Origin of the sequence: Knoellia sp. p5-6-4 (assembly GCF_029222705.1) — a bacterium.
In the GTDB taxonomy this organism is placed as follows: Bacteria; Actinomycetota; Actinomycetes; order Actinomycetales; family Dermatophilaceae; genus Pedococcus_A.
Window position 1 is genome coordinate 1,121,958 of record NZ_JARGZF010000002.1, and the last position, 25,883, is coordinate 1,147,840.

Annotated in this window: 23 protein-coding genes; 6 read left to right on the forward strand and 17 right to left on the reverse strand. The window is 72.7% G+C overall.

The window, feature by feature from the left end:
- Window positions 1-5 precede the first annotated feature (5 nt).
- From purH to P2F65_RS16700, 3 genes are all read right to left on the reverse strand, one after another.
- On the reverse strand, window positions 6-1,610 hold the full coding sequence (gene purH, locus P2F65_RS16690; RefSeq protein ID WP_275810313.1) for a bifunctional phosphoribosylaminoimidazolecarboxamide formyltransferase/IMP cyclohydrolase: 1,605 nt from the start codon (window positions 1,608-1,610) through the stop codon (window positions 6-8).
- Window positions 1,607-2,248 (reverse strand): phosphoribosylglycinamide formyltransferase, encoded by a 642-nt coding sequence (gene purN, locus P2F65_RS16695; RefSeq protein ID WP_275810316.1) that lies wholly within the window; start codon window positions 2,246-2,248, stop codon window positions 1,607-1,609. Before purN ends, purH begins: the two co-directional genes overlap by 4 nt.
- A 108-nt stretch (window positions 2,249-2,356) precedes the next feature.
- The gene (locus P2F65_RS16700) at window positions 2,357-3,154 is read right to left on the reverse strand and encodes an alpha/beta fold hydrolase (protein ID WP_275810319.1); all 798 of its coding nucleotides are present in this window, start codon (window positions 3,152-3,154) and stop codon (window positions 2,357-2,359) included.
- Window positions 3,155-3,182: 28 nt separating this feature from the next.
- Between P2F65_RS16700 and P2F65_RS16705 the strand changes: the two genes are divergently transcribed.
- Window positions 3,183-3,743, forward strand: coding sequence for a PadR family transcriptional regulator (locus tag P2F65_RS16705; protein WP_275810322.1), 561 nt, complete (start codon window positions 3,183-3,185; stop codon window positions 3,741-3,743).
- A gap of 9 nt (window positions 3,744-3,752) precedes the next feature.
- On the opposite strand, the gene P2F65_RS16710 is transcribed toward P2F65_RS16705, so the two are convergent.
- The 8 genes from P2F65_RS16710 to P2F65_RS16745 form a co-directional block, all read right to left on the reverse strand.
- Window positions 3,753-5,000, reverse strand: coding sequence for a DUF6350 family protein (locus P2F65_RS16710; RefSeq protein WP_275810325.1), 1,248 nt, complete (start codon window positions 4,998-5,000; stop codon window positions 3,753-3,755).
- Window positions 5,001-5,074: 74 nt separating this feature from the next.
- On the reverse strand, window positions 5,075-5,962 hold the full coding sequence (locus P2F65_RS16715) for an NAD(P)-dependent oxidoreductase (protein ID WP_275810328.1): 888 nt from the start codon (window positions 5,960-5,962) through the stop codon (window positions 5,075-5,077).
- Window positions 5,959-6,651 (reverse strand): SDR family oxidoreductase, encoded by a 693-nt coding sequence (locus tag P2F65_RS16720; protein WP_275810330.1) that lies wholly within the window; start codon window positions 6,649-6,651, stop codon window positions 5,959-5,961. Before P2F65_RS16720 ends, P2F65_RS16715 begins: the two co-directional genes overlap by 4 nt.
- Complete coding sequence (locus tag P2F65_RS16725; RefSeq protein ID WP_275810333.1) at window positions 6,648-7,553, reverse strand: cupin domain-containing protein; 906 nt, start codon at window positions 7,551-7,553, stop codon at window positions 6,648-6,650. The genes P2F65_RS16720 and P2F65_RS16725 overlap by 4 nt, the downstream gene beginning before the upstream one ends.
- Window positions 7,550-8,905 (reverse strand): amidohydrolase family protein, encoded by a 1,356-nt coding sequence (locus P2F65_RS16730; protein WP_275810336.1) that lies wholly within the window; start codon window positions 8,903-8,905, stop codon window positions 7,550-7,552. The genes P2F65_RS16725 and P2F65_RS16730 overlap by 4 nt, the downstream gene beginning before the upstream one ends.
- Before the next feature lie 40 nt (window positions 8,906-8,945).
- The gene (locus tag P2F65_RS16735) at window positions 8,946-9,953 is read right to left on the reverse strand and encodes an alpha-ketoacid dehydrogenase subunit beta (RefSeq protein ID WP_275810339.1); all 1,008 of its coding nucleotides are present in this window, start codon (window positions 9,951-9,953) and stop codon (window positions 8,946-8,948) included.
- A complete protein-coding gene (locus P2F65_RS16740) occupies window positions 9,941-10,942 on the reverse strand; it encodes a thiamine pyrophosphate-dependent dehydrogenase E1 component subunit alpha (RefSeq protein WP_275810341.1) in 1,002 nt (333 codons plus the stop codon). Before P2F65_RS16740 ends, P2F65_RS16735 begins: the two co-directional genes overlap by 13 nt.
- Entirely contained in the window at window positions 10,939-12,255 is a 1,317-nt protein-coding gene (locus P2F65_RS16745) for a Xaa-Pro peptidase family protein (protein WP_275810344.1), read from the reverse strand. Before P2F65_RS16745 ends, P2F65_RS16740 begins: the two co-directional genes overlap by 4 nt.
- Window positions 12,256-12,439: 184 nt before the next feature.
- Here P2F65_RS16745 and P2F65_RS16750 point away from each other — a divergent pair, with 184 nt between their 5' ends.
- The 3 genes from P2F65_RS16750 (at window position 12,440) to P2F65_RS16760 (ending at window position 15,189) form a co-directional block, all read left to right on the forward strand.
- Complete coding sequence (locus tag P2F65_RS16750) at window positions 12,440-13,141, forward strand: XRE family transcriptional regulator (RefSeq protein ID WP_275810347.1); 702 nt, start codon at window positions 12,440-12,442, stop codon at window positions 13,139-13,141.
- A 124-nt stretch (window positions 13,142-13,265) separates the two neighbouring features.
- Entirely contained in the window at window positions 13,266-13,772 is a 507-nt protein-coding gene (locus tag P2F65_RS16755; RefSeq protein WP_275810350.1) for a SigE family RNA polymerase sigma factor, read from the forward strand.
- On the forward strand, window positions 13,765-15,189 hold the full coding sequence (locus P2F65_RS16760; RefSeq protein ID WP_275810353.1) for a hypothetical protein: 1,425 nt from the start codon (window positions 13,765-13,767) through the stop codon (window positions 15,187-15,189). Before P2F65_RS16755 ends, P2F65_RS16760 begins: the two co-directional genes overlap by 8 nt.
- Window positions 15,190-15,285: 96 nt before the next feature.
- Here the strand turns inward: P2F65_RS16760 and sucD are convergent, their stop codons facing one another.
- From sucD to P2F65_RS16785, 5 genes are all read right to left on the reverse strand, one after another.
- Window positions 15,286-16,179 (reverse strand): succinate--CoA ligase subunit alpha, encoded by an 894-nt coding sequence (sucD, locus tag P2F65_RS16765; protein WP_275810356.1) that lies wholly within the window; start codon window positions 16,177-16,179, stop codon window positions 15,286-15,288.
- A 13-nt stretch (window positions 16,180-16,192) separates the two neighbouring features.
- Window positions 16,193-17,368: an ADP-forming succinate--CoA ligase subunit beta gene (sucC, locus tag P2F65_RS16770; protein WP_275810359.1), complete on the reverse strand. Its 1,176-nt coding sequence runs from the start codon at window positions 17,366-17,368 to the stop codon at window positions 16,193-16,195.
- A gap of 134 nt (window positions 17,369-17,502) precedes the next feature.
- Window positions 17,503-18,471, reverse strand: a complete 969-nt coding sequence (locus P2F65_RS16775; RefSeq protein WP_275810362.1) for a DUF3048 domain-containing protein — start codon at window positions 18,469-18,471, stop codon at window positions 17,503-17,505.
- Window positions 18,472-18,506: 35 nt separating this feature from the next.
- Window positions 18,507-19,550, reverse strand: coding sequence for a DUF3048 domain-containing protein (locus tag P2F65_RS16780; protein ID WP_275810365.1), 1,044 nt, complete (start codon window positions 19,548-19,550; stop codon window positions 18,507-18,509).
- Window positions 19,551-19,707: 157 nt separating this feature from the next.
- Window positions 19,708-21,768, reverse strand: coding sequence for a M4 family metallopeptidase (locus tag P2F65_RS16785; RefSeq protein ID WP_275810367.1), 2,061 nt, complete (start codon window positions 21,766-21,768; stop codon window positions 19,708-19,710).
- A 391-nt stretch (window positions 21,769-22,159) separates the two neighbouring features.
- On the opposite strand from P2F65_RS16785, the gene P2F65_RS16790 reads away from it, so the two are divergent.
- Window positions 22,160-24,052, forward strand: a complete 1,893-nt coding sequence (locus tag P2F65_RS16790; protein WP_275810370.1) for an alpha/beta fold hydrolase — start codon at window positions 22,160-22,162, stop codon at window positions 24,050-24,052.
- 81 nt (window positions 24,053-24,133) lie between these two features.
- Here P2F65_RS16790 and P2F65_RS16795 read toward each other — a convergent pair whose 3' ends face one another.
- Window positions 24,134-24,535 carry a cobalamin B12-binding domain-containing protein gene (locus P2F65_RS16795; protein ID WP_275810373.1) on the reverse strand — a complete coding sequence of 134 codons (402 nt, stop codon included), beginning with the start codon at window positions 24,533-24,535 and terminating at the stop codon, window positions 24,134-24,136.
- Between the two features lie 151 nt (window positions 24,536-24,686).
- Between P2F65_RS16795 and P2F65_RS16800 the strand changes: the two genes are divergently transcribed.
- On the forward strand, window positions 24,687-25,727 hold the full coding sequence (locus P2F65_RS16800) for an alpha/beta fold hydrolase (protein ID WP_275810376.1): 1,041 nt from the start codon (window positions 24,687-24,689) through the stop codon (window positions 25,725-25,727).
- Window positions 25,728-25,883 lie beyond the last annotated feature (156 nt).

Sequence of the window (25,883 nt, forward strand, 5' to 3'; positions counted from 1 at the left end):
GGACGTCAGTGCGCGAAGTGCCGCGTCCCGGTGAAGTACATCGTGACGCCGGCGGCCGTCGCCGCGTCGACGACCTCCTGGTCGCGCATCGAGCCACCCGGCGCCACGACCGCGCGCACGCCCGCGTCGAGCAGCACCTGCAGGCCGTCGGCGAAGGGGAAGAACGCGTCGGAGGCCGCCACCGACCCGCTGGCCCGCTCCGCCCCCGCCCGTGAGACGGCGAGGTGGCAGGAGTCGACCCGGTTGACCTGGCCCATGCCGACGCCGACGGAGGCGCCGTCCTTGGCGAGCAGGATCGCGTTGGACTTCACCGCGCGGATCGCCTTCCAGGCGAACGCGAGGTCGGCCAGAGTGGCTTCGTCGGCCGCCTCGCCCGACACCAGCGTCCAGCGCGACGGGTCGTCGCCGCCGCCCTCGACCTCGGCCTCGACGGTGTCGCGCGCCTGCATGAGCAGCCCGCCGGAGATGGGGCGGATCTCAGCCCCCTCCCGGACCGGTGGGGCACATGTGAGCAGCCGGATGTTCTTCTTGCCCTTGAGGATCTCGAGCGCGTCGTCGTCGAACGCAGGCGCCACGACGACCTCGGTGAAGACGTCCTTGACGGCCTCGGCCATCGCGGCGTTCACCGGCCGGTTCGCCGCGATGATCCCGCCGAACGCCGAGACCGGGTCACACGCATGGGCCTTGGCGTGGGCGACGTCGATGGACCCGCCCACCGCGATGCCGCAGGGGTTGGCGTGCTTGATGATCGCCACCGTCGGCTGGTCGCCGTGGTCGTAGGCCGCGCGCACCGCGGCGTCGGCGTCGACGTAGTTGTTGTAGGACATCTCCTTGCCGTGCAGCTGCTCCGCCTGCGCCAGCCCCGGCTGCGGGACGAACCCGGAGGTGTAGAGCGCCGCCCGCTGGTGCGGGTTCTCGCCGTAGCGCAGCACCGCGGCCTTCTCCCACGTCGCCCCGACCCAGGCCGGGAAGCCGCTGCCGTCGGAGGTGTCGGTGACGACGTTGCCCATCCACGAGGCCACGTTCACGTCGTAGGTCGCCGTGTGCACGAAGGCCTCGGCCGCGAGCCGCTGCCGCTGCGCGAGGGTGAACCCGCCGCCGCGCACCGCCTCCAGCACCGAGCCGTATGCCGTGGGGCTGGTGACGATGGCGACGGTGGCGTGGTTCTTGGCTGCCGCCCGCACCATCGTGGGGCCGCCGATGTCGATCTGCTCGACGCAGTCGTCCTGCGAGGCGCCGGAGGCCACGGTGTCGGTGAACGGGTAGAGGTTGACCACGACGAGGTCGAAGCCCTCGACCCCGAGCTCCTCGAGCTGGCGCACGTGGTCGGGGTTGCGGGTGTCGGCGAGGATGCCCGCGTGCACGCGCGGGTGCAAGGTCTTGACCCGGCCGTCGAGGCACTCGGGGAAGCCGGTCAGCTCCTCCACGGGCGTGACGGGCACCCCGGCCGAGGCGATGCGCTGCGCGGTCGAGCCGGTCGAGACGATGGCGACGCCGGCTTCGTGCAGCCCGGCGGCCAGCTCGTCGAGGCCGGTCTTGTCGTAGACGGAGACCAGGGCCCGCCTGATCGGTCGGCGCTCCACGGGCGACGGTGCGGTCTGCTCGCTCACGGGATGGTGGCCTTTCGGTCGGTGACGGTGAGTCCTTCGCGGGCCGCGCGGCCCACGACGTCGACGAGCAGCTGGCGCTCGACGGTCTTGATGCGCTCGTGGAGCGACTCCTCGGTGTCGTCGTCGCGCACGTCCACGGCGGTCTGCGCGATGACGGGCCCGGTGTCGACGCCGGCGTCGACGACGTGCACGGTGCAGCCGGTCACCTTGGCGCCGTAGGCCAATGCGTCGCGCACGGCGTGCGCCCCGGGGAACGCCGGCAGCAGGGCCGGGTGGGTGTTGACGACCGTGAACCTGCCGAGCACCGCGGGGCCGAGGAGCCTCATGAAGCCCGCGGAGACCACGAGCGCCGGCGGGAAGGCGCCGATGGCCTCGGCCAACGCGACGTCCCAGGCGGCGCGGTCGGCGAAGTCGCCCACCCGGCACACGAACGTCGGTATGCCGGCGCGTTGCGCCCGGTCGAGCCCCGCGATGCCGTCGCGGTCGGCCCCGACGGCGAGGATGCGCACGCCGTAGGCCGGGTCGGCGGCGGCGTCGATGAGCGCCTGCAGGTTGGTGCCGCTGCCGGAGACGAGGACGACGATGCCGGCGGGCCCGTCGGGGACGGGCGCTGCGGTGGCGGCGTCGGGCGCGGTCACGCTGCGACCCTAGCGCCAAGCCGAGTCACCGCCGCCGCCGCGTCCACCCACCGGCACCGGGTGGGCGGACGGGCTCCGGCAGCTCGCGCAGCCAGCGCCGTCCGCGGCTCACGAGGAGGAGTAGTCGCCCTTGATCCAGGACAGCACGTCGATGGCCAACGGTGTCCACACCGGCTCGGTGAGCGGTCCGTCGTTGAGCATGGTCCAGCCGTGCCCACCCGGCGCCGAGACGAACCGCTTGTGTCGGGCCGGCGCGCTCTCCACGGCGGCCTGCAGCGTCGGTGGGTCCATCTCGCGATCCCTGGCTGCCACGGCGAGCAGCAGCGGCACGGTGGTCAGCCGGGCCGCCTCGACGGCCGACAGCACCCCCGGCCAGGTCGCCGGCCCGGAGAGGTCGACCACGGCATCCGCTCCAGCCCGCTCCCCGACACCGAGCGCGATGGCGCCTCCCATGGAGGCCCCGACCAGCGTGACCCGCCGGGCGCCGGCGTCTCGCGTCCAGTCGACGAGCAGGCGCACCTGGGCCTCGAGGTCCGCGGCGAAGGGCCCCTTGCACGCGGAACGTCCCCAGCCGCACAGGTCGACGAGCACGACCCTCACCCCCTGGGCCGCGGCCCACTCGGCATACGTGGCGAAGCCGCAGAAACCCGACCTCGAGGTCTGGTGCAGGAAGACCGCAGCGTCGGCCCCCTCCCCCAGCACCGCGCCGGCCATCGTGCTGCCGTCGGGCCCGGCGAAGGACGTCAGGCCGCCCTCGACGGGCACCAGGCACCGCTCCTCGATGCTCGTCGGCGTGGTGATCGGCAGGGGCTGGGGCGTCCGGGACGGCGCGGCGCCACCAGCGCCCTGTCCGTCCCCACAGGCAGCCAGCACCAGTGCCAGCGCCACCGCAACTGCTCCCCCCACAGCTCTTCTCATATGTCAAGATTGACATATGACCCCGACTCCGTCCACACCCTCGAACCTGGGCTGCGCGATCCTCGGCCTGCTGGCGCGGGCTCCCCGCACCGGCTACGACCTCGCTCGCCGCATGGAGCGACCCGTCGGATACTTCTGGAGCGCCACGCACAGCCAGATCTACCCCGAGCTCGCCCGCCTCGAGGAGGCCGGCCTCCTCCAGCACGAGGTCGTGGAGGGCGCGGGGCCGCGCCCCACCAAGAGGTATGCCGTGACGCCGGCGGGCCTCGCGGCGCTGCGGTCATGGGTGGCCAGCGACCTCGAGCCCCAGCCCGTGCGCGACCTCGAGACGCTGCGGCTGTGGTCCGTGTGGACGGTGGAGCCGGAGGCCGCCCGGGCGCTGGTCCGCCAGACCAGGGCTCGTCACACGCAGGCCCTGCGGGCCTACGAGGAGGAGCTGTCGACCCTCACCGAGCGGCCAGAGGCCCAGGACCGCTCACACCCGGTGTTCGCCAGCGTCCTCACCCTCGAAGGTGGCGTGCGCACCCGCCGTGCAGCCGTGCAGTGGTGCGACTGGATGCTGGACCGGCTGGGTTGACGCAGGCGTTCAGCGGCGCAGGCGCCAGCGGTCCCAGGCGAGCACGATCCCCGCACCGACGGCGAACTCGACGAGCAGGGCCAGGGCCATCGGGCCGGCCGGCGCCCCGAGGTCGGCCAGCCGGGCGGAGCCGAGCGACCCGCCCGCGACCGCGTCGAGCAGGCCGATCGCGCCCGCCGCGAGCGCGACGGCGGTGCCCGTCACCAGCAGCTTGGTGCGGGTGGTCGACAGCAGCGCGAGCGAGCGCAGGGAGCGCCACCCGATGAGCGCGCCCACACCGACCGGCAGTAGTCCCAGCGCTGGGAGCCAGCCCGGGAAGGCGCCGGGGTCGGGCAGCGCCCCGAGCACTGGGACCATCGGCATCAGACCCGAGCGGGACCCGGTCCAGGTCGTGGAGGCCCCCTCGACCACCGAGAACCCCGTCCCAGCGAGGAAGGAGACGGCCCACAGGCCGAGGTTGGGCAGGCACAGCACCTGCGCCACCGTCAGCAGGACACCGCCCACGACGCCCGGGGCCAGCGCGTCGTGCAGGTGGGCGACCTGGCCGAACCGCAGCACCACGAGGAGCACCACCGTGGCCAGGCCCAGGCCGAGCATCGCGCCGGCTCCGGCGGCTGCCGGGCGCACCGCCCGGCGTACGACGTCGGGCACGAAGGAGGGGCGGCCCCAGCGCGGCCCGGCGAGCTCCGGGTCGTGCGAGAGCAGGCGCACCGCAGCGCCGGCGACCGCGACCGCCGGCACGCCGAGCAGAGGCAGCACGAGGCCGAGCACCTGCGGGCGGGGCGAGGAGGCCGCGGCGACGGCGGCCCACAGCGCCGCGCACCCGGCATACCCCGCCGCCCACAGGCCGAGGGCGCGCACCACCGGGTGGGGCAGCAGCCCCCACCGGTGCCCGGTGGAGCGGTGCCCGTCGGCAGCCTCGGTCGCGCTGCGGAAGGCACCCCAGGTCGCGGCGCCGACCAGGCCGAGGCTCAGCAGCAGGGGGACGAAGGCGATGGAGGCGGTGCCGGCGCGCAGCCAGCTGCCGCCCGCCAGGAGCCACAGGCTCGCCCCGACGCCCAGGGCCTCGGTCCAGGGGACGGTGCTCCTGGGACTGGCGACCCAGGCGATGAGGGCCGGCAGCACGACGACGAGCGAGGAGGCCAGGGCGGTGCCGGCCCCGGCAAGCAGGTACCGGTGCCACGGGGTCTGCCCGTCGGGTGCCCCTCCCCCGCTGGTCGGGGACGGGACACCACGCAGCAGCTCCATGACACTCATCAGGGGTCCATGGTCGCCGAGGAAGTGCAGAGCCTCGGGGTGCAACGCCGGGCGCGACGAGAAAAGGTGGAGTGCTAGCCCGCCCGATCCCTCAGGTGGCGCGCCACCGCGCTGAGGTCGGCACCGCCCAGCCCGGCCGCGACGGCCTCCCGCACCACCTCCCGGTTGACGGCCAGCTGCGGCATCACCGCGCCGACCCGGCTCGCCAGCGCGGCGGCCAGCGCGAGGTCCTTGGCCACGAGGTCGAGCGCGAACGCCACCGGCGCCTCGTCGGGGTGGAGGAAGGACTCACGTTTGTACGCCACGAAGGGTGCGCCGACGGCGCTCGCCGAGATCACGTCGTAGGCGGCCGCCCGCTCCACCCCTGCGCGCTCGGCCAGCACCAGCGCCTCGGACAGCGCCACGTCGAGCGCGTGCACCATCGCGTTGACGACGAGTTTCATCGTGGCCCCGGTGCCCAGCGGCCCGAGGTGCACGACGCGGCTGGCCATGGCCTCCAGCGCCGGTCTCGCCCGCTCGAGGGCCGCCGCCTCGCCGCCGGCCATGACGAGCAGGGAGCCCGCCTCGACCGAGGCGACGCTCCCCGACACGGGCGTGTCCAGCAGGGTTGCCCCGGTCGCGCTGACCGCCGGCTCGAGGGCACGCAGGGTGTCGGGGTCGACGGTGCTCGTGTCGGCGACCACCTGACCGGACCGCAGCCCGGCGATGAGGCCGTCGCTGCCTTCGTAGGCAGCCCGCACGGCGGCGTCGTCGGCCAGGGACACGAGCACGACGGCCACCCCGTGAACGGCCTCGCGCGGCGTCGGGGCGACGGCGGCCCCGTGCCGCGCCGCGACCGCCTCGGCCCGCTCGCGCGTGCGGTTCCACACGGTGACGTGGTGGCCGGCGCCGGTCAGGCGCCCCACCATGGCCGATCCCATCCGGCCGGTCCCGAGCAGGGCCACGCGCAGCGCGTCGGTCACGTGACCAGCCACCCGCCGTCGACGTAGAGGTTGACCGCGTTCACCGAGCCGTTCTCGAGCAGGAAGTCCACGGCGCCGACGATGTCGGCCATGGTGGCCAGGCGGCCGGTGGGCGTCCGGCTGCGGTAGCCCTCGAGCACCGCCTCGGGCTTGCCCGCCCAGAACGGGCTGTCGCCCACGATCCCGGGGTGGAGCGCGTTGACACGGATCGGCGCCAGCTCGAACACCAGCGCGTTGACCATGCCGGTCACGGCACCGTTCACCGTCGAGACGGTCAGTGACCCGGGGTAGGGGCGGTCCTTGGCGCGCCCGCCGAAGACCACGATCGACGCGCCCTCCCCCATGCCGGGGCGCAGCGCGTGGATCACCTCGGCGTAGCCGATCAGCTTGATGGTCGCCAGCCGCGTCGCCCGGTCGATGTCGTAGTCAGCGATCGAGTTCGCGTCACGGTCGATCGCGGCCAGCACCAGCCGGTCGACCGGTCCGACGTCGGCGAGCGCCTCGGCGATGGCGTGCGGTTCGGCGAGCTCGAGCGGTATGCCGCGCGCGGACTCCCCGATCGACGCCGCCACCTCCTCGGCGCGGGCGGGCTCGCGCCCGGTGAGCACCACCTCGTCGCCGAGGCCAGCCCGGTGGCGGGCCACCTCCAGCCCGAGTCCGGACGTGCCGCCGATCACCACGGTCCTCATGCCGGTCCTCCCGATCCCAGCTGCTGCCTCAGGTAGTCCCAGTCACGGGCGAACCGGTAGGAGTGCCGGCCGGGCGGCTGCGGCGCCTGCGTCTCCAGCCAGCGCACCGGTCCGTCGCCGACGTTGCGGAAGCCGTGCACGCAGCCCACGCCGGCCCAGGCGACGTCGCCGACCCCGAGCCGGTACGCCGTGCCGTCGAAGGTGGCCTCCACCGCTCCCTCGACGATGAGGTAGGTCTCCTCGAACGGGTGGTCGTGCGCGCCCGCCACCCCGTCCGGCTCGTACTGCACCATGAACATCGTCGACTGCGTGGCCCCGAGGTCGGAGTCGACCATCATCTTCACCGCGATCCCGCTGTAGACGAGCAGGGCGGTGCGCATGCTCGCCGAGACGGCCAGGCGGTCCTGCGTCTGCAGCTCGGGGTCGAGGGCAGCCGCGTCGATGTGCCCGTAGCGCCGGGTCCGCGGGTCCCGCACGTCGGCCGCGACCGGCTCGGTCTCGGCCAGGCCTGGCAGCACGAAGGTGTCGTGGTCGTGCTCCGGCCGTGGCGTGGGCGCCGACATCCTCGCGAACACCGCGTCGGCGGACCCGTCGTTGCGCAGCGAGTGCGGGACGCCGATGGGGACGAGCCCGTAGTCGCCGGCCCGCAACCGCACCGCCTCGCCGGGTGTCTGCACCACCACGTGGCCCGCGAGCACGTACAGGCTCTCCTCGTAGGAGTGCACGTGGGGCGGCAGCGAGCCGCCGGACTCGAACCGGCCCAGACCGAAGCCCGTGTGCACGGCCGGGGTGCCGGCGTCGACGACCGGCCACGCGGCATACCCCTGAGCCCCCGCCAGGGGGCCCGTGACCGGGGCCCACCGGGTGGACTCGGCGCGGCGCACGAGGTGGTGGGTGGTCATGCAGCGGGTTCCTTCGCCCTGGCGGCTGCCTCGACGAGGAAGTCGCGCGACTCCGTGACGCGCGCGAGGGCCGTCTGGAGGTCGGCCTGCAGCCGGAAGTCGCGCTTGCGGAAGACCCCGCCGACGATCACGTGCTCGACGTTGGAGACGTCGGCCGAGAGCGTCACGGCGGCCACGGGGTCGTGGACGGGTGCCACGCCGATGGCGCTGGCGTCGATGACGACAACGTCGGCCTGCTTGCCGGGGGTCAGCGACCCGGTGCGGTCCTCGAGCCCCGCCACGTGGGCCCCGTCGAGGGTGGCCATGGTCAGCATGTCGCGGGCCGTCAGCATGGTCTCGGGGGTCGGGTCGCCCGACTCCCAGGTGAGGGCGTTGACCCGGGCCCGCTCGGCGCCGAAGGCCGCACGGATCTGGGTGAACATGTCGCCCGGCACCGTGGTGACGACGTCGATCGACAGGCTCGGCCGGAGGCCGAACTGGCGCGCCTTGTTGACCGGCGGCCACCCGTGGCCCATCTGCAGCTCGACCTGCGGGGCGATCGAGATGGTGCCACCGGTGTCCTTGACCCGCTGCCACTCGTGGTCACTGAAGTAGCAGCAGTGGATGAACGTGGTGTCGGGCCCGAGCAGGCCGAGCCGGTCGAGCTGCTCGACCATCGCGTACCGTCCGGCCAGCCGGCCCATGCCGACGTGCACGGTGACCGGGATGCCGAGCTCGCGCGCCATGCCCCACTCGGCCTGCACGACCTGGTCCTGGGTGAACCCGGGGCCGCGGGTCGCGAGCGCCATCGTGAGCAGGCCGCTGTCGGAGGAGAAGTACGTCTCACGGACGCGGCGCACGTCGTCGGCGGGGATCGCCTCAGCGCTGAAGAACCAGTACTTCTCCAGCGAGGTGTTGGCGCTGCCGTAGGCGTACTGCGCGCGGATCCCGGTCTCCCGCAGGCCCTGGATGGCGGCGTCCGGGTGCTCGGGGGTGTTGTTGATGTGCGACCAGTCGACGAGGGTGGTGATGCCGGCGTTGAGGCACTCGAGCGAGCCGGCGACGTTGCTGGCGTAGACGTCCTCGGGCCGGTAGAGCGGCGCGAACGTGTCGAGGACCTCGACGAAGTAGTCGTCGAGCGTGGCATTGGGGGCGCAGTTGCGGATCGCCGCCTCCCAGGTGTGCCGGTGGGTGTCGACGAAGCCCGGGACCACGATTCGGCCCGTGCAGTCGACCACCTCGGCGTCGGCGTCGATGCTGGCCTCGACACCGGCGATCCGGTCGTCCTCGATGAGCACGTCCCCGGTGGGGAGGTCGCCGATCTGCGGGTCGACCGACAGCACGGTCCCGCCCTTGAGGAGGATCTTGCCCATTGCTGCTCCCTTCCTGACGGCTGCGTGCACAGCCGCGCTGCTAGTAGGAGACGAGCCGCCGCACGGCGGCGACGACCTTGTCGACCGTGGGGATGACCTGCTGCTCCAGGGCATCCGCGAACGGGAGGGGGACGTTGTCACCGGCGACCCGACGCACCGGGGCGTCGAGCAGCTCGAAGCCCTCGTCGGCGACCACCGAGGCGACGGTGGCGCCCCAGCCTCCCTGGTAGGGGTTCTCCTCGACGACCAGCAGGCGGCTGGTCCGCTCGAGGGAGGCCAGCACGGTGCTGACGTCGAGGGGAATGAGGCAGCGCAGGTCGACGACCTCGACCGAGATGCCGTCGCCGTGGAGCCGCTCGGCTGCCTCGAGCGCCATGGGCACCGTCGCCGCGAGCGCCACCACGGTGACGTCGGTGCCGGTGCGGGCGATGTTGGCCTTGCCGAGCGGGATGGCGTGCTCCGGCGGCGCGGCCGCACCCTTGCTGGCGAAGAGGCCCTTGTGCTCGAAGAAGACCACGGGGTCGTCGCTGCGGATCGCCGAGGCCATCAGGCCCACCACGTCCGCGGGCGTCGACGGCGCCACGATCTTCAGGCCCGGCACCGCGAGCGCCCAGTTCTCCACCGACTGCGAGTGCTGCGCGCCGAACCCGAGCCCGCCGCCGTTGGCCGTGCGCACCACCAGCGGCACCGTCACCTGGCCGCCGGTCATGTAGCGCGCCTTGGGGATCTCGTTGGCCAGGTAGTCCCAGCAGCAGGCGAGGAAGTCGCTGAACATGATCTCGGCCACCGGGCGCATGCCGGTCATGGCGGCCCCCATGGCAGCACCGACGATGGCCTGCTCCGAGATCGGGGTGTCCCAGACCCGCTCGGGGCCGAACTCGTCGAACAGCCCGACGGTCGTCTTGAACACGCCACCCGCCGCGCCGATGTCCTCGCCGAGGCAGACGACCCGCTCGTCGCGCCGCATCTCGCGGGCGATGCCCTCGGCGACCGCGTCGCGGTAGGTCGTCACGTCGGAGTCCCCGGCGCCGGTTCTCACGTTCGCCATGCCGCACCTCCGTCAGCCCACACGTCGGTGTACGCGTCGGCGGGGTCCGCCGGCGGGGCCGCCTGGGCCGCCCGGACCGCGGCCGTGACCTCGGCGGCGGCGCGCTCGGCGGCCGCGTCGAGCTGCGCCTCGGTCGCCCCCTCCCCGAGGAGACGGCTGCGGGCCACCAGCAGCGGGTCGCGGGCCATCCACTCCTCGACCTCCTCGACGGGCCGGTAGGTCGCCGGGTCGGTGCGGCTGTGGCCGAAGTGCCGGTAGGTCAGAGCCTCGACGACCGTCGGGCCCGCACCGCTGCGTGCCCTCTCGACAGCCCGGGCCACCGCGTCGTGCACGGCCACCACGTCGTTGCCGTCGACGACGACCCCCGGCATGCCGTTGGCGGCCGCCCGGTCGGCAGCGGGGTTGGGCACCGCCGTGACCGTGTGGATCGCGGTGTACTCCATGTAGCGGTTGTTCTCGCAGACGAAGAGCACCGGCAGCTTCCACACCGCCGCGAGGTTGAGCGCCTCGTGGAAGGCCCCGATGTTGGTGGCACCGTCACCGAAGAACGCCACCGCGACCTGGCCGCTGCCCCGCAGCTTCGCCGACCAGGCCGCCCCGGCGGCCATCGGCAGGTGTGCACCCACGATCGCGTAGGAGCCCATCATCCCGTGGTCCGCCTGCGTGAGGTGCATCGAGCCGCCCTTGGCCCGGCACACCCCCGTATGCCGTTGCATCAGCTCGGCGAGGCAGCCCTCGGGCGTCGCGCCGCGGGCGATCGCGTGGTGGTGGCCCCGGTAGGTGGCGAACACGTAGTCGTCGGGCCGCAGCGCGGCACTCGCGCCCACCGCGACCGCCTCGTGCCCGGCCGCGAGGTGCGTCGTGCCCTTGACGAGCCCGCGCAGGAACAGGTCGTGCGCGGCCTTCTCGGTGCCGCGGATGACGGCCATCTGCTCGTACCAGCCGAGCAGCGTGGCGGCGTCGACCGGGGCGGCGGCCTCGGTGCTCACGACTCCCCCCGTCCCTGGGCGGTGTTGAGGTGCGACTGCGACTCGCGGACCGGCGCCAGCGGGCCGGCGACGGTCCAGTACCGCTGCCCGGCGATGAGCAGGTCCTCGGCCGGGAACTTGGTGATGACCTCGCAGCCGTCAGCGGTCACCACGACCTCCTCCTCGATGCGGGCGGCCGACCAGCCGTCGCCGGCGGGCCAGTAGGTCTCGAGCGCGAAGACCATGCCCTCCTCGAGGGTCTCCGGGTGCTCGAGCGAGACCAGGCGGCTGAAGATCGGCTTCTCCCAGATGCTCAGGCCCACGCCGTGGCCGTACTGCAGCGCGAACGCCGCCTCCTCGCTGGCGAAGCCGAACTCCTGCGCGGTGGGCCAGACCTCGACGATGTCGGCGGTGGTCGCGCCGGGCCGCACGCGGGCGATGGCCAGGTCCATGTACTCCCGGCACCGGGTGTAGGCGTCGCGCATGGCCGGCGACGCGCTGCCGACGGCGAAGCAGCGGTAGTAGCAGGTCCGGTAGCCCAGGTGGCTGTGCAGGATGTCGAAGAACGCCGGGTCGCCGGGCCGCACGATGCGGTCGCTGTAGACGTGCGGGTGCGGCGCGCAGCGCTCCCCCGAGATGGCGTTGACCCCCTCGACGAACTCGCTGCCGAGGTCGTAGAGCACCTTGCTCACCAGGCCCACGCACTCGTTCTCGCGCACGCCCGGCCGCAGGAAGCCGTAGAGCTCCTCGTAGGCGGCGTCGACCATGGAACAGGCCTGGGTCAGCAGCCCGATCTCGTCGGCGGTCTTGATGCGGCGGGCCTCGAGGAACACCTGCTGGCCGTCGACCACGTCGATCCCCTCGGCCCGCAGCGCCGCCAGGATCGGCATCTCGACGAGGTCGACGCCGAGGGGCTCGCCGTCCATGCCGTGCTCGCGCAGCACCGTGGCGACCTTGCGGGCCACCTCCTCGGCGGTGCCCGAGTCCGGGTGGAAGGCGCCGCGCAGGGTGGAGATGCCGGCGCGGGCACGCTTCTCGCCGTCGAGCCACGGGTTGAACAGCTGGTGGTGGCGCGCGGCCGAGCCGAAGTCCCACAGCACCGGCTGGCCGCCACGCGGCAGGACGGCGAACCGGATCAGCTTGTCGAGCGCCCAGGTGCCGATGTGGGTGGAGGTGAGGTAGCGGATGTTGGAGAAGTCGAAGCACAGCAGCCCGCCGAGCGATGAGGCCTCGAGCCCGGCCGTGATCCGCGCCAGGCGGTCGTGGCGCAACCGGTCGAGGTCGATGCGCTGCTCCCAGTCGACCGCATTGGGGCCGTAGGTCCGCACTGCCATGGTGACCCGCCTCACACTCGTCTCGGCTACCTGCGATTACGCCACCGGACCGAGCGGGGTGTCAAGTATTACTTCACAATACGTATGCCGTCGGGCACGCGCTCCGGCACACCGCGCGGCGGGTGTACAGTCACACTGCACGCGGGCCGCCCGCGCACCCGGCTGCGGAAGGGACTCGAACCCGATGCCCGAACCCACTCCCCCGTCGGCCCCCTCCGGCCCCGAGCCCACAGCCGAGAACCTCGGCGCCGCCCTCCGCGCGGCCCGGGAGGCACGCGGCCTGTCCCTGCGCGAGGTGGCTCGCCAGGTCGAGGTCTCGCCGAGCTTCGTCTCCCAGGTCGAGCTCGGCAAGGCCAAGCCGTCGGTGGGCACCCTCTACGCGCTGGTGTCGGTGCTCGGCATCTCGCTGAACGAGCTGCTCGGTGCCGGCCCGGCCGATGGCCCCGCCCCCGACGCCCCCACGCCCACCCCCGCCGCCTGGCCGCGGATCGACGCGCCGGTCGTGCGCGCCGGCGAGCGGCGGCGGGTGCAGATGTCGGGGGTCGTGTGGGAGCGGCTCACCGCCGACGACCCGCTCGTCGACTTCCTGCACGTGGAGTACAGCCCCGGCAGCGCCTCCTGCCCCGAGGACGACATGGTCCGGCACGGCGGGCGCGAGTACGGCGTCATCGTCACCGGCCGGCTCGAGGTGCAGGTCGGCTTCGAGACCTACTCGCTCGGGCCGGGTGACTCGATCCACTTCGACTCCTCGACCCCGCACCGGCTCAGCAACCCGCACGGGCAACCCTGCACCGCGGTGTGGTTCGTCCTCGCCCGTCGCGACGACGCGCGCGTCCCGCCGACCGCGACCCCCGCCGCCTGGGCGCACCTGCCGGGGCTGCTCTGACCGCCGGCGAGAAACTGCGGGCGGACCGCAACCCTCGCGGTGGGGCCGCGCGTCTGGTGGGGTGAGGGGGGGCGAGCAGCCCGACCAGATCCGACTGCACCAGGAGAGGGCGGCGAGGACAGCGATGCCGACGCAGGGCACCGAGGCCGACTTCGACGCGTTCTACCGCGGCACCGCACGACGCGTCGTCCACCTCGTCTACGCCACGACCGGTGACCTGACCCTCGCCCATGACTGCACGCAGGAGGCCTACGCCCGGGCCTGGCAGCAGTGGGGGCACGTGCACACCTACGACGACCCGCTCGCCTGGGTGCGCACCGTGGCCCGGCGGTTGGCGATCTCGGCCTGGCGCAAGCAGTCGAGCCAGGACCGCGCCTACGAGCGGCACGGCGAGAGCACGGCGGCGGCCACCGGCCCACCCACCGAGGACCGGGTGGCGGTCATCGCCGCCCTGCGCACCCTGGCCGAGCCCGTGCGCGAGGCCGTCACGCTCCACTACATCGGCGACCTGAGCATCGAGCAGATCGCCCACGAGACCAACACTCCCGCAGGAACCATCAAGGCCCGCCTGCACCGAGGCCGCGCCCAGCTGGCGGCGGCCCTGCGCCACGAGGAGTCCCACCATGGCTGAGACCGACACCTGGACTCCGGCCGACGACGAGTACGTCCGGCGGTCGCTGGGCACGCTGAAGGCCGACGTCGACACGCTGCCGCTGGCGGACGTGCGGTTCGTCAAGGCCCGGGGCAGCGCCCGCCGGCGGCGCACCATGCTGGGCTGGACCGCGGGTGCCGCGGCCGGGGCCCTGGTGGCTGCCGTGGTCGGCTTCTCGGCCCTCGGCGGTGACAACGCCAGCCAGCCCGTCCCGCCCGCGACCAGCACGACCACCACCGCGGCTCCCACCACCCCGGTTGACCGCGAGGCCGTCTCCCCGTTCCTGCGCGAGCCCGGCGCGCTGCCGCTGGCCAAGGAGTGGAAGCTGGCCCTCGGGTGGTCGAGCGACTTCGACACCGAGGCGGTCACCAGCTACGAGGCGGACCCCTGCCTCGGCTCCACCCAGCTGGGCAGGCCCGTCCAGGCGGAGACCCTGCTCTCGGCGCAGGGCAACATCCAGGGCGGCCAGACCCGGTGGGCGGCGACGTCGGGCTCGGCGTCGGGCGCTGCTGCCGCGGTCGCGCGCGCGATCGGCTCCTGCCAGCAGGGCGAGTTCGCGGTGACGCCCGTGCAGACCGACTCCTGGCCGCGGCTCTACTCCTACAAGGCCGGCGGCGCCGGATCAGGCTGGTATGCCGTGGCCACGGCCGGGAAGCACCTCGCCGTGGTCACCGTGACCGAACCCGACCACCCATCGAGCGAGTTCTCCCGCGAGCAGGTAGAGCGCCTCGCGGCCATCGCCACCGAGCGGCTGGAGCAGTACGGCGACACCAGCCCCACGACCGCGGGACCGTCACCGACGACCACTTCCGGCGAGGACCTGCCCGTGGTGGGATCCGAGCCGCTCCCGCCGTCGAGACTCTTCCTACCGGCGTCGCAGTGGTCGTCGAAGCTCCTGGGCAAGGGCCAGCGCACGTATGCCGGCCCCGGCGACCAGGAGGGCTCGGCGTCGATCGTGCAGTGCGAGACCGACGAGTTCCTGGCCGGCATCGGGGGCCGGTGGGGCGTCGTGTCGATCCGCGCGGGCAGCGGCGACGCCAACTACATCGGCAAGCAGCGGGTGCGGCTGTTCGAGGACATCCAGGGCTACGAGCTCGTGCAGGCCGACATCAAGCGCCTCGACACCCTGGTCATGAAGGGCTGCGGCACGGCGGAGGCGCGCACCACCGCCGAGCGCGGACCCGTGCCCCAGACGTGGCTGCTGACCACCCGGGTGAGCGGACCGGACGCGAGCGGCACGATGTACCAGTGGGTCGGGATGACGGGAATGCAGACCGAGGGGGCCGTCAGCACCCTCGTCTTCCACGGCACCGACGACGGCCGGGGCTTCACCGGCACCAAGGCGCAGGGCTTTGCCGAGCTCGAGCGCCTCATGGACCTGGCCCGCCTGCCCTAGGCGCGCCCGCGGCATACGCGTTGTGCCACAGCGACGAGCGGCCGGCCACCTCATCGAGGTGACCGGCCGCCGTCGTGGAAGGCCTTGCGGCAGAACCTACTTCTGCAGGCCCTGCATGATCTCGCGCATGAGCTGGGCGGTCTCGGACGGCGTCTTGCCGACCTTGACCCCGGCGGCCTCGAGGGCCTCCTTCTTGGCCTGTGCGGTGCCCGAGGAGCCGGAGACGATGGCGCCGGCGTGGCCCATCGTCTTGCCCTCCGGGGCGGTGAAGCCCGCGACGTAGCCGACGACCGGCTTGGTCACGTTCTCCTTGATGTAGGCCGCGGCCCGCTCCTCGGCGTCGCCGCCGATCTCGCCGATCATGACGATCGCGTCGGTCTCGGGGTCGTTCTGGAACGCCTCGAGGCAGTCGATGTGGGTGGTGCCGATGATCGGGTCACCGCCGATGCCGACGGCCGAGGAGAAGCCGAACTCCTTGAGCTCGTACATCATCTGGTAGGTCAGCGTGCCCGACTTGGAGACCAGGCCGATGCGTCCGCCGCCGGCGATGTCGGCGGGGATGATGCCGGCGTTGGACTTGCCGGGGCTGATGAGGCCGGGGCAGTTCGGGCCGACGATGCGGGTGGTGCCCTTGTCCTGCGCGTAGGCGAAGAACTCGGCGGTGTCCTTGACGGCGATGCCCTCGGTGATGACGACCGCGAGCGGCATCTCGGCGTCGATCGCCTCGACCACGGCCGACTTGGCGAACGCCGGCGGCACGAAGATGACCGACACGTTGGCGCCGGTCTCCTTCATCGCCTCGGCGACGGTGCCGAAGACGGGCACCGTGGTGCCGCCCTCGAAGTCGACACTGGTGCCGGCCTTGCGCGGGTTCACGCCGCCGACGATGGCGGTGCCGGACTTGAGCATGCGCTGGGTGTGCTTCATGCCCTCGGAGCCGGTCATGCCCTGGACGATGACCTTGGAGTTCTCGTCGAGAAAGATTGCCATTGGTGTGTATCCCTTACTTCGACGCCAGCTCGGCGGCCTTGCGGGCGGCGCCGTCCATGGTCTCTTCGATGATCACGTGCGGGTGGTTGAACTCGGCGAGGATGCGCCGGCCCTCCTCGACGTTGTTGCCGTCGAGCCGGACGACGAGCGGCTTGTTCTCCTCGTCGCCGAGCTTCTTGAGGGCGCCGACGATGCCGTTGGCCACCGCGTCGCAGGCGGTGATGCCGCCGAAGACGTTGACGAACACCGACTTCACCTGCGGGTCGCCGAGGATGATGTGCAGGCCGTCGGCCATGACCTCGGCCGAGGCGCCACCACCGATGTCGAGGAAGTTCGCGGGCTTCTGCCCGCCGAACTCCTCACCGGCGTAGGCCACGACGTCGAGGGTGGACATGACCAGCCCCGCGCCGTTGCCGATGATGCCGACGGAGCCGTCGAGCTTGACGTAGTTGAGGTCCTTCTCCTTCGCGGCGGCCTCGAGCGGGTCGGCCGCGGCCTTGTCCTCGAGCGCGGCGTGGCCGGGCTGGCGGAAGTCGGCGTTCGCGTCGAGGGTGACCTTGCCGTCGAGGGCGATGATCTCGCCGTCCTCGGTCTTCACCAGCGGGTTGACCTCCACCAGGGTGGCGTCCTCGTCGCGGTAGACCTCCCAGAGGGACTTCAGCACCGGGACGATCCTGGCGCCCGTCTCGGCGTCGAAGCCCGCCGCGTCGACGATCTCCTGGGCCTTGGCGTCGTCGATGCCGGTGTTGGGGTCGACCGCGACCTTGGCGAGCGCCTCGGGGCGCTCCACCGCGAGCTGCTCGATCTCCATGCCGCCCTCCTTGCTGCACATGGCGAGGTAGGAGCGGTTGGCGCGGTCGAGCAGGAGCGAGAAGTAGTACTCCTCGGCGATGCGGGCGCCCTGGGCGATCATCACGGTGCCGACGGTGTGGCCCTTGATGTCCATGCCGAGGATGGCGCGGGCGTGCTGCTCGGCCTCGTCCGCGGTCTTGGCGACCTTGACGCCGCCGGCCTTGCCGCGACCGCCGGTCTTGACCTGGGCCTTGACGACGGTGACGCCGCCGCTCCTGGGGCCGATCTCCTCGGCGGCCGCGCGGGCCTCCTCGGGAGTGGTCGCGGTCTTGCCGGCAAGCACCGGCACTCCGTGCGCCTCGAACATGTCGCGCGCCTGGTACTCGAAGAGATCCACGGGTGAATCCGTCCTCATCTGCGAAGGGGGTGGTCCGCGCCCGAGACTAGCCCTGTGCCGGACGAGGGCGCCTCTCCGGGTCGTGGGAAGGGACCAATCTCACGCTACCGGCGGGTATGCCGCCGGTAGCGGGCTCAGCGGACCGTGACCGCCTGCCCCGGCGCCACGAGCAGCACCCACACGGTGCCGGCAGGGTCCATCGTGAGAGCCGTGCCGCCGGAGGCGAACGAGGTCGGGGCGGCGTTGCCCTCGCGCGACCAGGTGCCCGGCCACGCCCTGCCGCCGCGCAGGACCGTGGCCTTGCCCTCACCGGTGAGCTGCACCACGGGGGTGGCGGCCCCGGTCACGTCCTTGTTCTTCGAGGCCGTCGTCCTGACGACCTGCACCACCACGGTCGCCGCTCCGTGCTGCTTCCCCTCCGGGTCGACGTCGGGCTTGCCGTCCGTGGAGAGCAGGTACTCCTTGCGCCCGGCGTCCCAGGCGAACGCCACCTGCGTCGCGGGCCACCGCACGGACACGGAGGTGGCCGGGGCGCCTCCCTCCGGCGCCGGCCCGAACGTCAGGCCCGGATCGGCGGGACGGGCACTGCCCTTCGCACGGGCGAGGAGCGCCTCGGGGTCGCCGATGACGTTGTAGGGCGCCGGCCTGGACCTCTCGCGGCGGTAGCCCTGGCCCGACTCGGCGTAGCTGAGGTTGACCTGCTCCCCCTTGTCGAGGAGGCGGTTCGTGTAGGACGAGGCCCCCGAGTACGCGAAGGCGATGGGCCCGTAGTTCCCGAGGATCGCCAGGTCGGACTCGCGGGCGCTGCGCACCGGGCCGACCTCCTTCGGCATGGTGCTGGAGTAGACAGCCAGCAGCCTCGTCAGCCCGCCCTCCACGGGCTCGACGTAGACGACGTCGGCCTCCGCCTTGCCGAGGTGGGGGTGCGCCTTGGTCGTGTTGTCGATCTTGACCGCGAGGGCCGGCCCGCTCAGCGGCCCGGTCGGGGTGGGCGTGGAGGTGGCCGGGCTCGGGGTGCGGCTCGGCTCGCCGCCATCGGAGCAGGCTGCGGCGCCGAGGGCGACCAGGACCGTGAGGCCGGCAGCGACCGCACGCGCGCTCATGGTCGAAGGATAGGCCGCCACTGCCGGGCCCTCCCTCAGCCGACCGTCATGCCCTGGCCCGGGGGGACGAGCAGCACCCAGACCGGCCCGCCAGGGGCCAGGGTGATGGGCTTGCCGCCCGCCGTGAGGCTGGTCGGCGCCGTGGCGCTCGCACGCTTCCACGTGCCGGACCACGCCTTCCCGTCGCGCAGGACGACGACCTTGCCCTTGCCGGTCAGGTCCACGAGCGGTGTGGGCATCCCGTTGACGTCGCGGTTGCCCGACAGGTGGCTCCCGACGTACTGGACCACCACCGTCGAGGCCCCGTGCTGGCGGCCGTCAGGCCCGACGTCTGCCTTGCCGTCCGTGGTGACGAGGTACTGCCGCCGCTTGGCGTTCCAGGCCAGGCTCACCCGGCTGGCGGGCCACCGTGCGGTCACCGACGCCGCCGCGGTGCCGCCCTTGGCGGCAGGGCCGAAACGGAAGCCGATGTCTTTCGGCGTGACGCTGCCTCCGGCCCGGGCGAGGAGGGCCGCCGGGTCGCCGATGACGTTGTAGGGCGCGGGTCGCGAGCGTTCGCGGCGGAAGCCCTGGCCCGACGCGTCGTAGCTGAGGTTGACCTGGCGGCCCCTGGCCAGCGCCCGCACCGTGTAGGCCGAGCCGCCCGAGTAGGCGAACGCGACCCGGCCGTAGTTGGCGACCAGGTCGATGTCGGACTCACGGGCGCTGCGCACCGGGCCGACCTCCTTGGGCAGGCGGCTGGAGAACACCGCCAGCAACCGGGTCAGTCCGCCCTCGACCGGCTCGACGTAGACGACGTCCGCGACGTCGAGGCCGACCCGCGGCCGGGCGCTGGGCGTGTTGTCGATCTTCACCGCGAGCACGGGGCCGCCCCGCAGCGGCACCAGTGCCGGCGTCGGGGTCGGCCTGGCCGTCCGGGTGGGGGCGGCAGTGGTCGAGGGCGATGTGGGGGCGGCAACTCGGGCCGGCTCCTCGCCACCACAGGCGGCGAGGGCCACCGCACCCGTCAACACGGTGGTGACTGCAGCAGCGGCGGCGCGGCGCCGGGCGTTCCTTCGGCGCCCGCGGTCAGACGTCATGGCCCCGCAGGGTAGGGCGCGCTGCCCCGGATCCCGGTGAGGCACGACGGAGGCGGTTCGCGATCCGGCCGAAGGGACCGGGTGCGGAGCCTCCAGCACGCGCGAGGAACCCCGCCCCACGTCGGGCGACGTGGGGCGGGGTCCCTCCTGACGAGCGTCAGCCGACCGTCAGTGCGGTGTCGTCGACGACGAAGGACGTCTGGAGCGAGGAGTCCTCGTTCATGAGGAACTTCACCGAGATCGTCCTGCCCTTGTAGGCGATGACGTTGAACGACTTCTGCGTGTAGGTCGAGTTGGTGCCCACGTTGGAGTAGGTCGCCAGCGTCGACGTCGTGGAGCCGTCGACGACCTGCACCTTCATGGTGTCGTAGACCGTGCTGCCGGACTCGGCGGTGTCGGTGCGGAGCCAGAAGCTCAGGGTGGCCGACGTCGCCGTGGACGGGATGGTGACGCTCTGCTGCTCGGTCTCGGTGCTCGTCGAGCCGTTGCCCCCGAGCCACATCTTCCACGAGCCGGTGCGTGCCGGGCGCCCGGTGTTGCTGGTGATCGGGCCGGCGGTGCCGGTCCAGCTCACCGCTCCCGACTCGAAACCGGGGTTCTGCAGCAGGTTGCTGCCCGAGGGCGGCGGGGTCGAGCCGCCGCAGGTCTCGGCGCCGGCCGGTACGGAGATCGCGGTGAACGCCTTCTCCACCGCGGCGCAGGTCGCGCTCGTCGCGCCGTAGAGCTCCTTGGCCGAGGCGATGGCGCCCTCGCGGGCGGCGGAGTAGGTGCTGCCCGACGTGAGCTTCGTGGCCAGCGTCCGGTACCAGACCTTGGCGACGTTGTCCCTGCCGGCTCCGGTGACGGCCGGGGCGCCGCCGCACGTCGTGCTGGTGTAGCTGACGCCGTTGATGGTCTTCGAACCCGAGCCCTCCGAGGCCAGGTAGAACCAGTGGTTCAGGGGCCCCGACGAGTAGTGCGGGTCGAGGTTCTTGGTGTTGGTGGTCCAGCAGTCCTGGCTCTGGCCGTCCCGGCTCGGGCGGTCCATGTAGCGCAGGGGCGTGCCGTTGCCGTTGATGTCGATCTTCTCGCCGATGAGGTAGTCGCCCACGTCCGCGCCGTTGCTGGCGTAGAACTCCACCGAGGCGCCGAAGATGTCCGAGCTCGCCTCGTTGAGGCCGCCGGCGTCGCCGGAGTAGTTGAGGTTCGCCGTGTTCTCGGTGACGCCGTGGGCCATCTCGTGGGCAGCCACGTCGATCGAGGTGAGCGGCTTGGTGTTGCCCGACCCGTCGCCGTAGGTCATCTGGGTGCCGTCCCAGAACGCGTTGACGTAGGCGTTGCCGTAGTGGACGCGGCTGCGGGCACCGGTGCCGTTGTTCCAGATGCCGTTGCGGCCCTGCACGTTCTTGAAGTAGGCGAAGGTCTTCTCCGCGCCGTACTGCGCGTCGACGCCGGCGGTCTGCCGGTTGCTCGGCGAGCCGGTGCCCCACGTGTTGTCGGCGTCGGTGAACTGGGTGCCCGTGCCGGACGTGGCACCGTTCAGGTCGGTCGTGTAGTTCCCGACGCTGTCGCGCAGCTGCCAGGTCGAGCCGGACGAGATGGTGTTCAGGGTGACGGTGCCGGAGTACTGCGAGTTTCCGGTGCCGTTCTTCACCTCGTCGTATGCCGTGATGACGACGCCGCTGTCCGCGTCGACGATGGTGTGCAGCCGGCTGGGCGTCTGGTCGGCCCGCACACCCTCGGTGAGGACGTCCCAGGCCAGGCGGGGTGCCTTGTCGTTCGCCCAGACGACCAGCTCGCCGTCGTTGCTCCTCGGTGAGTAGCCCGCCCGGCGCGCAGCGGAGCGCTCCGCCTCGGACTCGGCGACCGCCGGTGCGGTGGAGGCGACTGTGGCCTTGCCGCTGGCGTTCCACCACACGCGCTCGGTCGAGCCGGCCGCGCTCTTGCGCACGACGAAGTCGCCGCCGAGGACCCGCAGCCCCCGGTACGTGCGGTCGTAGCGCACGTGGCGGGTGCCGTCGGCGTCGACGACCACGTCGCGCACGGTCAGCTTCTCGTCGCTGGACAGGCCCATGGACTGGCGCTGGCGGTCGGCCTGGGCCTGCTCGGCGGCGACGGCCGGCCGGGTGTCGGGCGAGGGGGTCGCGGCGGGGGTTGCTGCGGCGCCCGCAACGGGCGCGGCGGCCACAGCCGCGGCGACGGCGACGCCGAAGGCGGCACCGGTGGACAGTCGGATCACGGGTGGGTCTCCTCGATGGATGGGTCCGGCCTTGGGTGTCGCGGACCTGAAGGAACGTCGCGCCCCCTCCTGACTCGGCGTCGTTCACCGCGGGGTTCGGCGTGGTGGTGACCCAATCGACCCGCCCATGCGGAGGTCAATGCTCCTTGCGAAGACTTTGCCAAACACGTGGGAAGGCAAGGCAGACAACGGTTTTCGGCCCCGGATCGTCAGCACCGGGCAAAGGCCCGGTCACCTCTCCGCGCCGACCACGCGAGCAGCGTCCACGTCGTGGTCGCCACATCTCAGGAACCGGACGGCTCGGGCCGGCCCGTAACCGACCGCGCCGCGACGTCGTTGTCCGACCAGAGGGCAGCGCCAGCGTCGGCCCGCCCCTGTCCGGGAGGTACCCATGCCGCATCGCCCGAAGACCGTCCGCACAGCTCTGGCCGTGCTCACCGCCGTGGCCTCGGCCGCGGTCGTGGCCACGCAGCCGGTGACGGCGGCACCCCGGGAGCGACAGCAGGCACTCGACGCGGTCGACACCTTCACCGGCCTGTCCTTCACCGTGCCCGCCGGCAGGGACGACCTCGGCCGGCCGCAGAGCTGCACCATCGACGCCGACCTCTACCGGCCGCACTCCGCCGGTCCAGACCACCGGGTGCCCGCGATCCTCACCACCAACGGCTTCGGCGGGAGCAAGGCCGACCAGGCCGGCATCGGCCGGGCGTTCGCCCAGCGCGGCTACACCGTGCTCTCCTACACCGGCCTCGGCTTCCCCGACAGCGGCTGCAAGATCTCGCTCGACGACCCCGGCGTCGACGGTGTGGCCGCGAAGTCCCTGGTGACGTTCCTCGGCGGCGGCTCGTCCGCGGCATACGACTCGGCGAACCTCGGTGGCGTGCCCGCCGGGCCGGGCACCCTGACCGTCGACTTCACGACGCTCGACGACGCCGCCACCCACGACCCGCGGGTCGGGATGATCGGCGGCTCGTACGGCGGACAGATCCAGTTCGCCACCGCGGCCGTCGACGACCGGGTGGACACCCTGGTGCCCCTGATCACGTGGAACGACCTGCGCTACTCGCTGGCCCCCAACAACACGAGCTTCACGGCGGGCACGACCTACGCCGGCTCCAACCCCGGCACCCAGAAGGTCGGATGGGTCTCGCTGTTCTTCGGCGTCGGCATCGCCGACGGCATCACCGGGGCGAGCATCGACCCCACCCGCAACGTCGGGTGCCCCAACTTCGTCCTCGAGGCGTGCCGGGCCAAGGCCACCCTCGACACCCTCGGCTTCCCCACCGACGACACCTACCGCCTGACCGACCGGGTGTCCGTGGCGCACTACCTCGACGACGTGGAGGTCCCCACCTTCCTCATCCAGGGGCAGAACGACACCCTCTTCAACCTGCAGGAGGCGGTGGCGACCTACCGCGGGCTCAAGGAGCGGGGCGTGGAGGTCTCGATGGCGTGGCAGTCGTGGGGCCACTCGGGCGGGGCGAACGGCAACAGCGGCGCCGCCCCCGGCGAGCTCGACCTGAGCGGCGCCGACATCGAGGGCACCTACCTCGGCCGGCGGATCAAGGACTGGTTCGACCACCACCTCAAGGGCACCACGGCCGACGCGGGCCCGGAGTTCGCCTACTTCCGCGACTGGGTCGACTACAGCGGGAGCGCGGAGCCGGCCTACGGCACGGCGGACTCCTACCCGGTCGGCACGCGGCAGACGTGGTACCTCTCGGCGGCGGACGAGCTCGTGCCCTCCCGGGCCGCGGTGCTGCCCGGCTCGAAGAGCTGGTCCAACCCCGGGGGCGGCGCGTTCGCGTCCTACTCGGAGGTCTCCGCCCTCGAGGGTGCCGTCGACCTCCCGGACGACGTGACCACGCCGAGCGACGCCCCCGGCACCTTTGGCGCCTGGACCACCCCCGCCCTCTCCGCGCCCACGACCATCGTCGGCGCGCCGACCCTCGACGTCCGCTTCGAGTCGCCGGTCGTCGCGGCCACCCAGGCGACGGGACCGGCCGGGCAGCTGCAGGTGTTCGCCAAGATGTACGACGTCGCGCCTGACGGCACCCAGACCCTCGTGCACAAGCTCATCAGCCCGGTGCGGGTCGCCGACGTGACCCAGCCCCTGCGCATCGAGCTGCCGGCCATCGTGCACCGGGTCGAGGCGGGTCACCGCGTCCGCCTCGTCCTCGCGAGCACCGACGCCGCCTACAAGAACGCGTATGCCGTGCAGCCGGTGACCGTCCGCGCGAACCCCCTCGAGCCGGCCCGCTTCACGCTGCCGGTGGTGCCCTGACCGGCCCGCCCAAAGCACCGGTGGACGGCGAAGGGGCCCGGCAACGTGCCGGGCCCCTTGCGCTGCGCGGGGTGGGAACGCTCAGTCGGTGGTGACGGTGGAGCGCACCCAGTCGACGATCTCGGTGGTGGTGGCGCCGGGCGTGAAGACCTTGGCGACGCCGAGCTTCTCCAGCTCGGGGATGTCGTCCTCGGGGATGATGCCGCCGCCGAAGACGACGATGTCGCTGGCGTCACGCTGCTTGAGCAGCTCGACGACCTTGGCGAAGAGGGTCATGTGGGCGCCCGAGAGCACCGACAGGCCGACGGCGTCGGCGTCCTCCTGGATGGCGGCCTCGACGATCTGCTCGGGCGTCTGGTGGAGGCCGGTGTAGACGACCTCCATGCCCGCGTCGCGAAGTGCGCGGGCGACAACCTTGGCGCCACGGTCATGGCCATCGAGGCCGGGCTTGGCCACCACGACACGCACTGGGGTCTCAGTCATGGGCCGCAGACTAGCCGTCCCGGCAACCCCCCGGCAGCCGGGGTGAGGGCCGCCACCGCCGCGTGGCACCGGCTGCTCCGCCGCGACACGTCCGAATCGTGACCTTTTGCCCGCGCGCAGTGGCCCGGCAGGGGCTACCGTCGGCGGAGCCATGTCGCAGAACATCTGCAGCTCCCGCCCTCGCCGGAGGGCCGCCGCACCGAAGCGGCCCGCACGGGCCGCGCACGCACGCGGCGCGTCCCTGTGGGGCCGGGCCCTCTCCGGTGCCGGTGACGCCGTCCGGGCCGTCGGCAGCACCGCTGCCGCCGCCAACGACATCGTCGGAGGCGCGGTGCGGGCCCTGGCGACGCCGACCGGGGTGGTCGGCGCTGCGGTCGAGGCCGCCTGGCTCACCACCCACCTCGCGCTCTACCCGTCGGGCCTGCTGTTCCGCCACGGCGCCGACAGCCAGCACGGCTACCGCGTCGAGCACCTGCCGCCGGTGCAGCGCGGACTGGTCATCTCGGACGTCGAGGCGGCCGGGACGCCGATCCTGCTCGTGCACGGCATGGTCGACAACCGCTCCATCTTCACCCTGCTGCGCCTGGGCCTGCGGCGGCGCGGGTTCGGCCGCGTCACGACGATGAACTACTCGCCGCTCACCACGGACGTGCGGGCCGCGGCGGCACGCCTCGCCGAGGAGGTGGAGGCGCTGGTGGCCGAGACCGGCTACGAGCGGATCCACGTGGTCGGGCACAGCATGGGCGGCCTGATCGCCCGCTACTACGTCACCCGGCTCGGCGGCGACGAGCGGGTGCACACCCTCGTCACCCTGGGCACGCCCCACCAGGGCACCTACACGGCATACGGCTGGCACAACCAGCTCACCCGGCAGCTCCGCCCCGGCAGCGGTCTCATGCGCGAGCTCGACCAGCCGGTGCCCCACTGCCGGACCCGCTTCGTGGCCTACTGGTCCGACCTCGACCAGATGATCTTCCCGCAGCGCAACGCCGCCCTCGAGCACCCCGACCTCAGCGTGCGCAACATCGACCTGCACGGCGTGGGCCACATGTCGCTGCCCATCCTCGGCAGCGTGGTGCACGGGATCTCCACGACCTTGGCCCACCTCGACTCCGAGGGCCACACCGTCACGTCGGGGGTCACGCCCCTGCCGCTGCGCCGCGCGGCAGTCGGTGACCAGGCCGTCCGGTAGCCCGATCGGACCATGACGCTCGTCACCCGTTCGGAGGAGGGGAAGACCTCGATCGGGTGAGGTGAACCCACCGAAAAGGGACAAAAGGAAGGGGAAACCCCGGGGGGCTCTTTGCGTAACGACTAGGTAACGCACTAGTCTCGCAGTTCCCGTGTC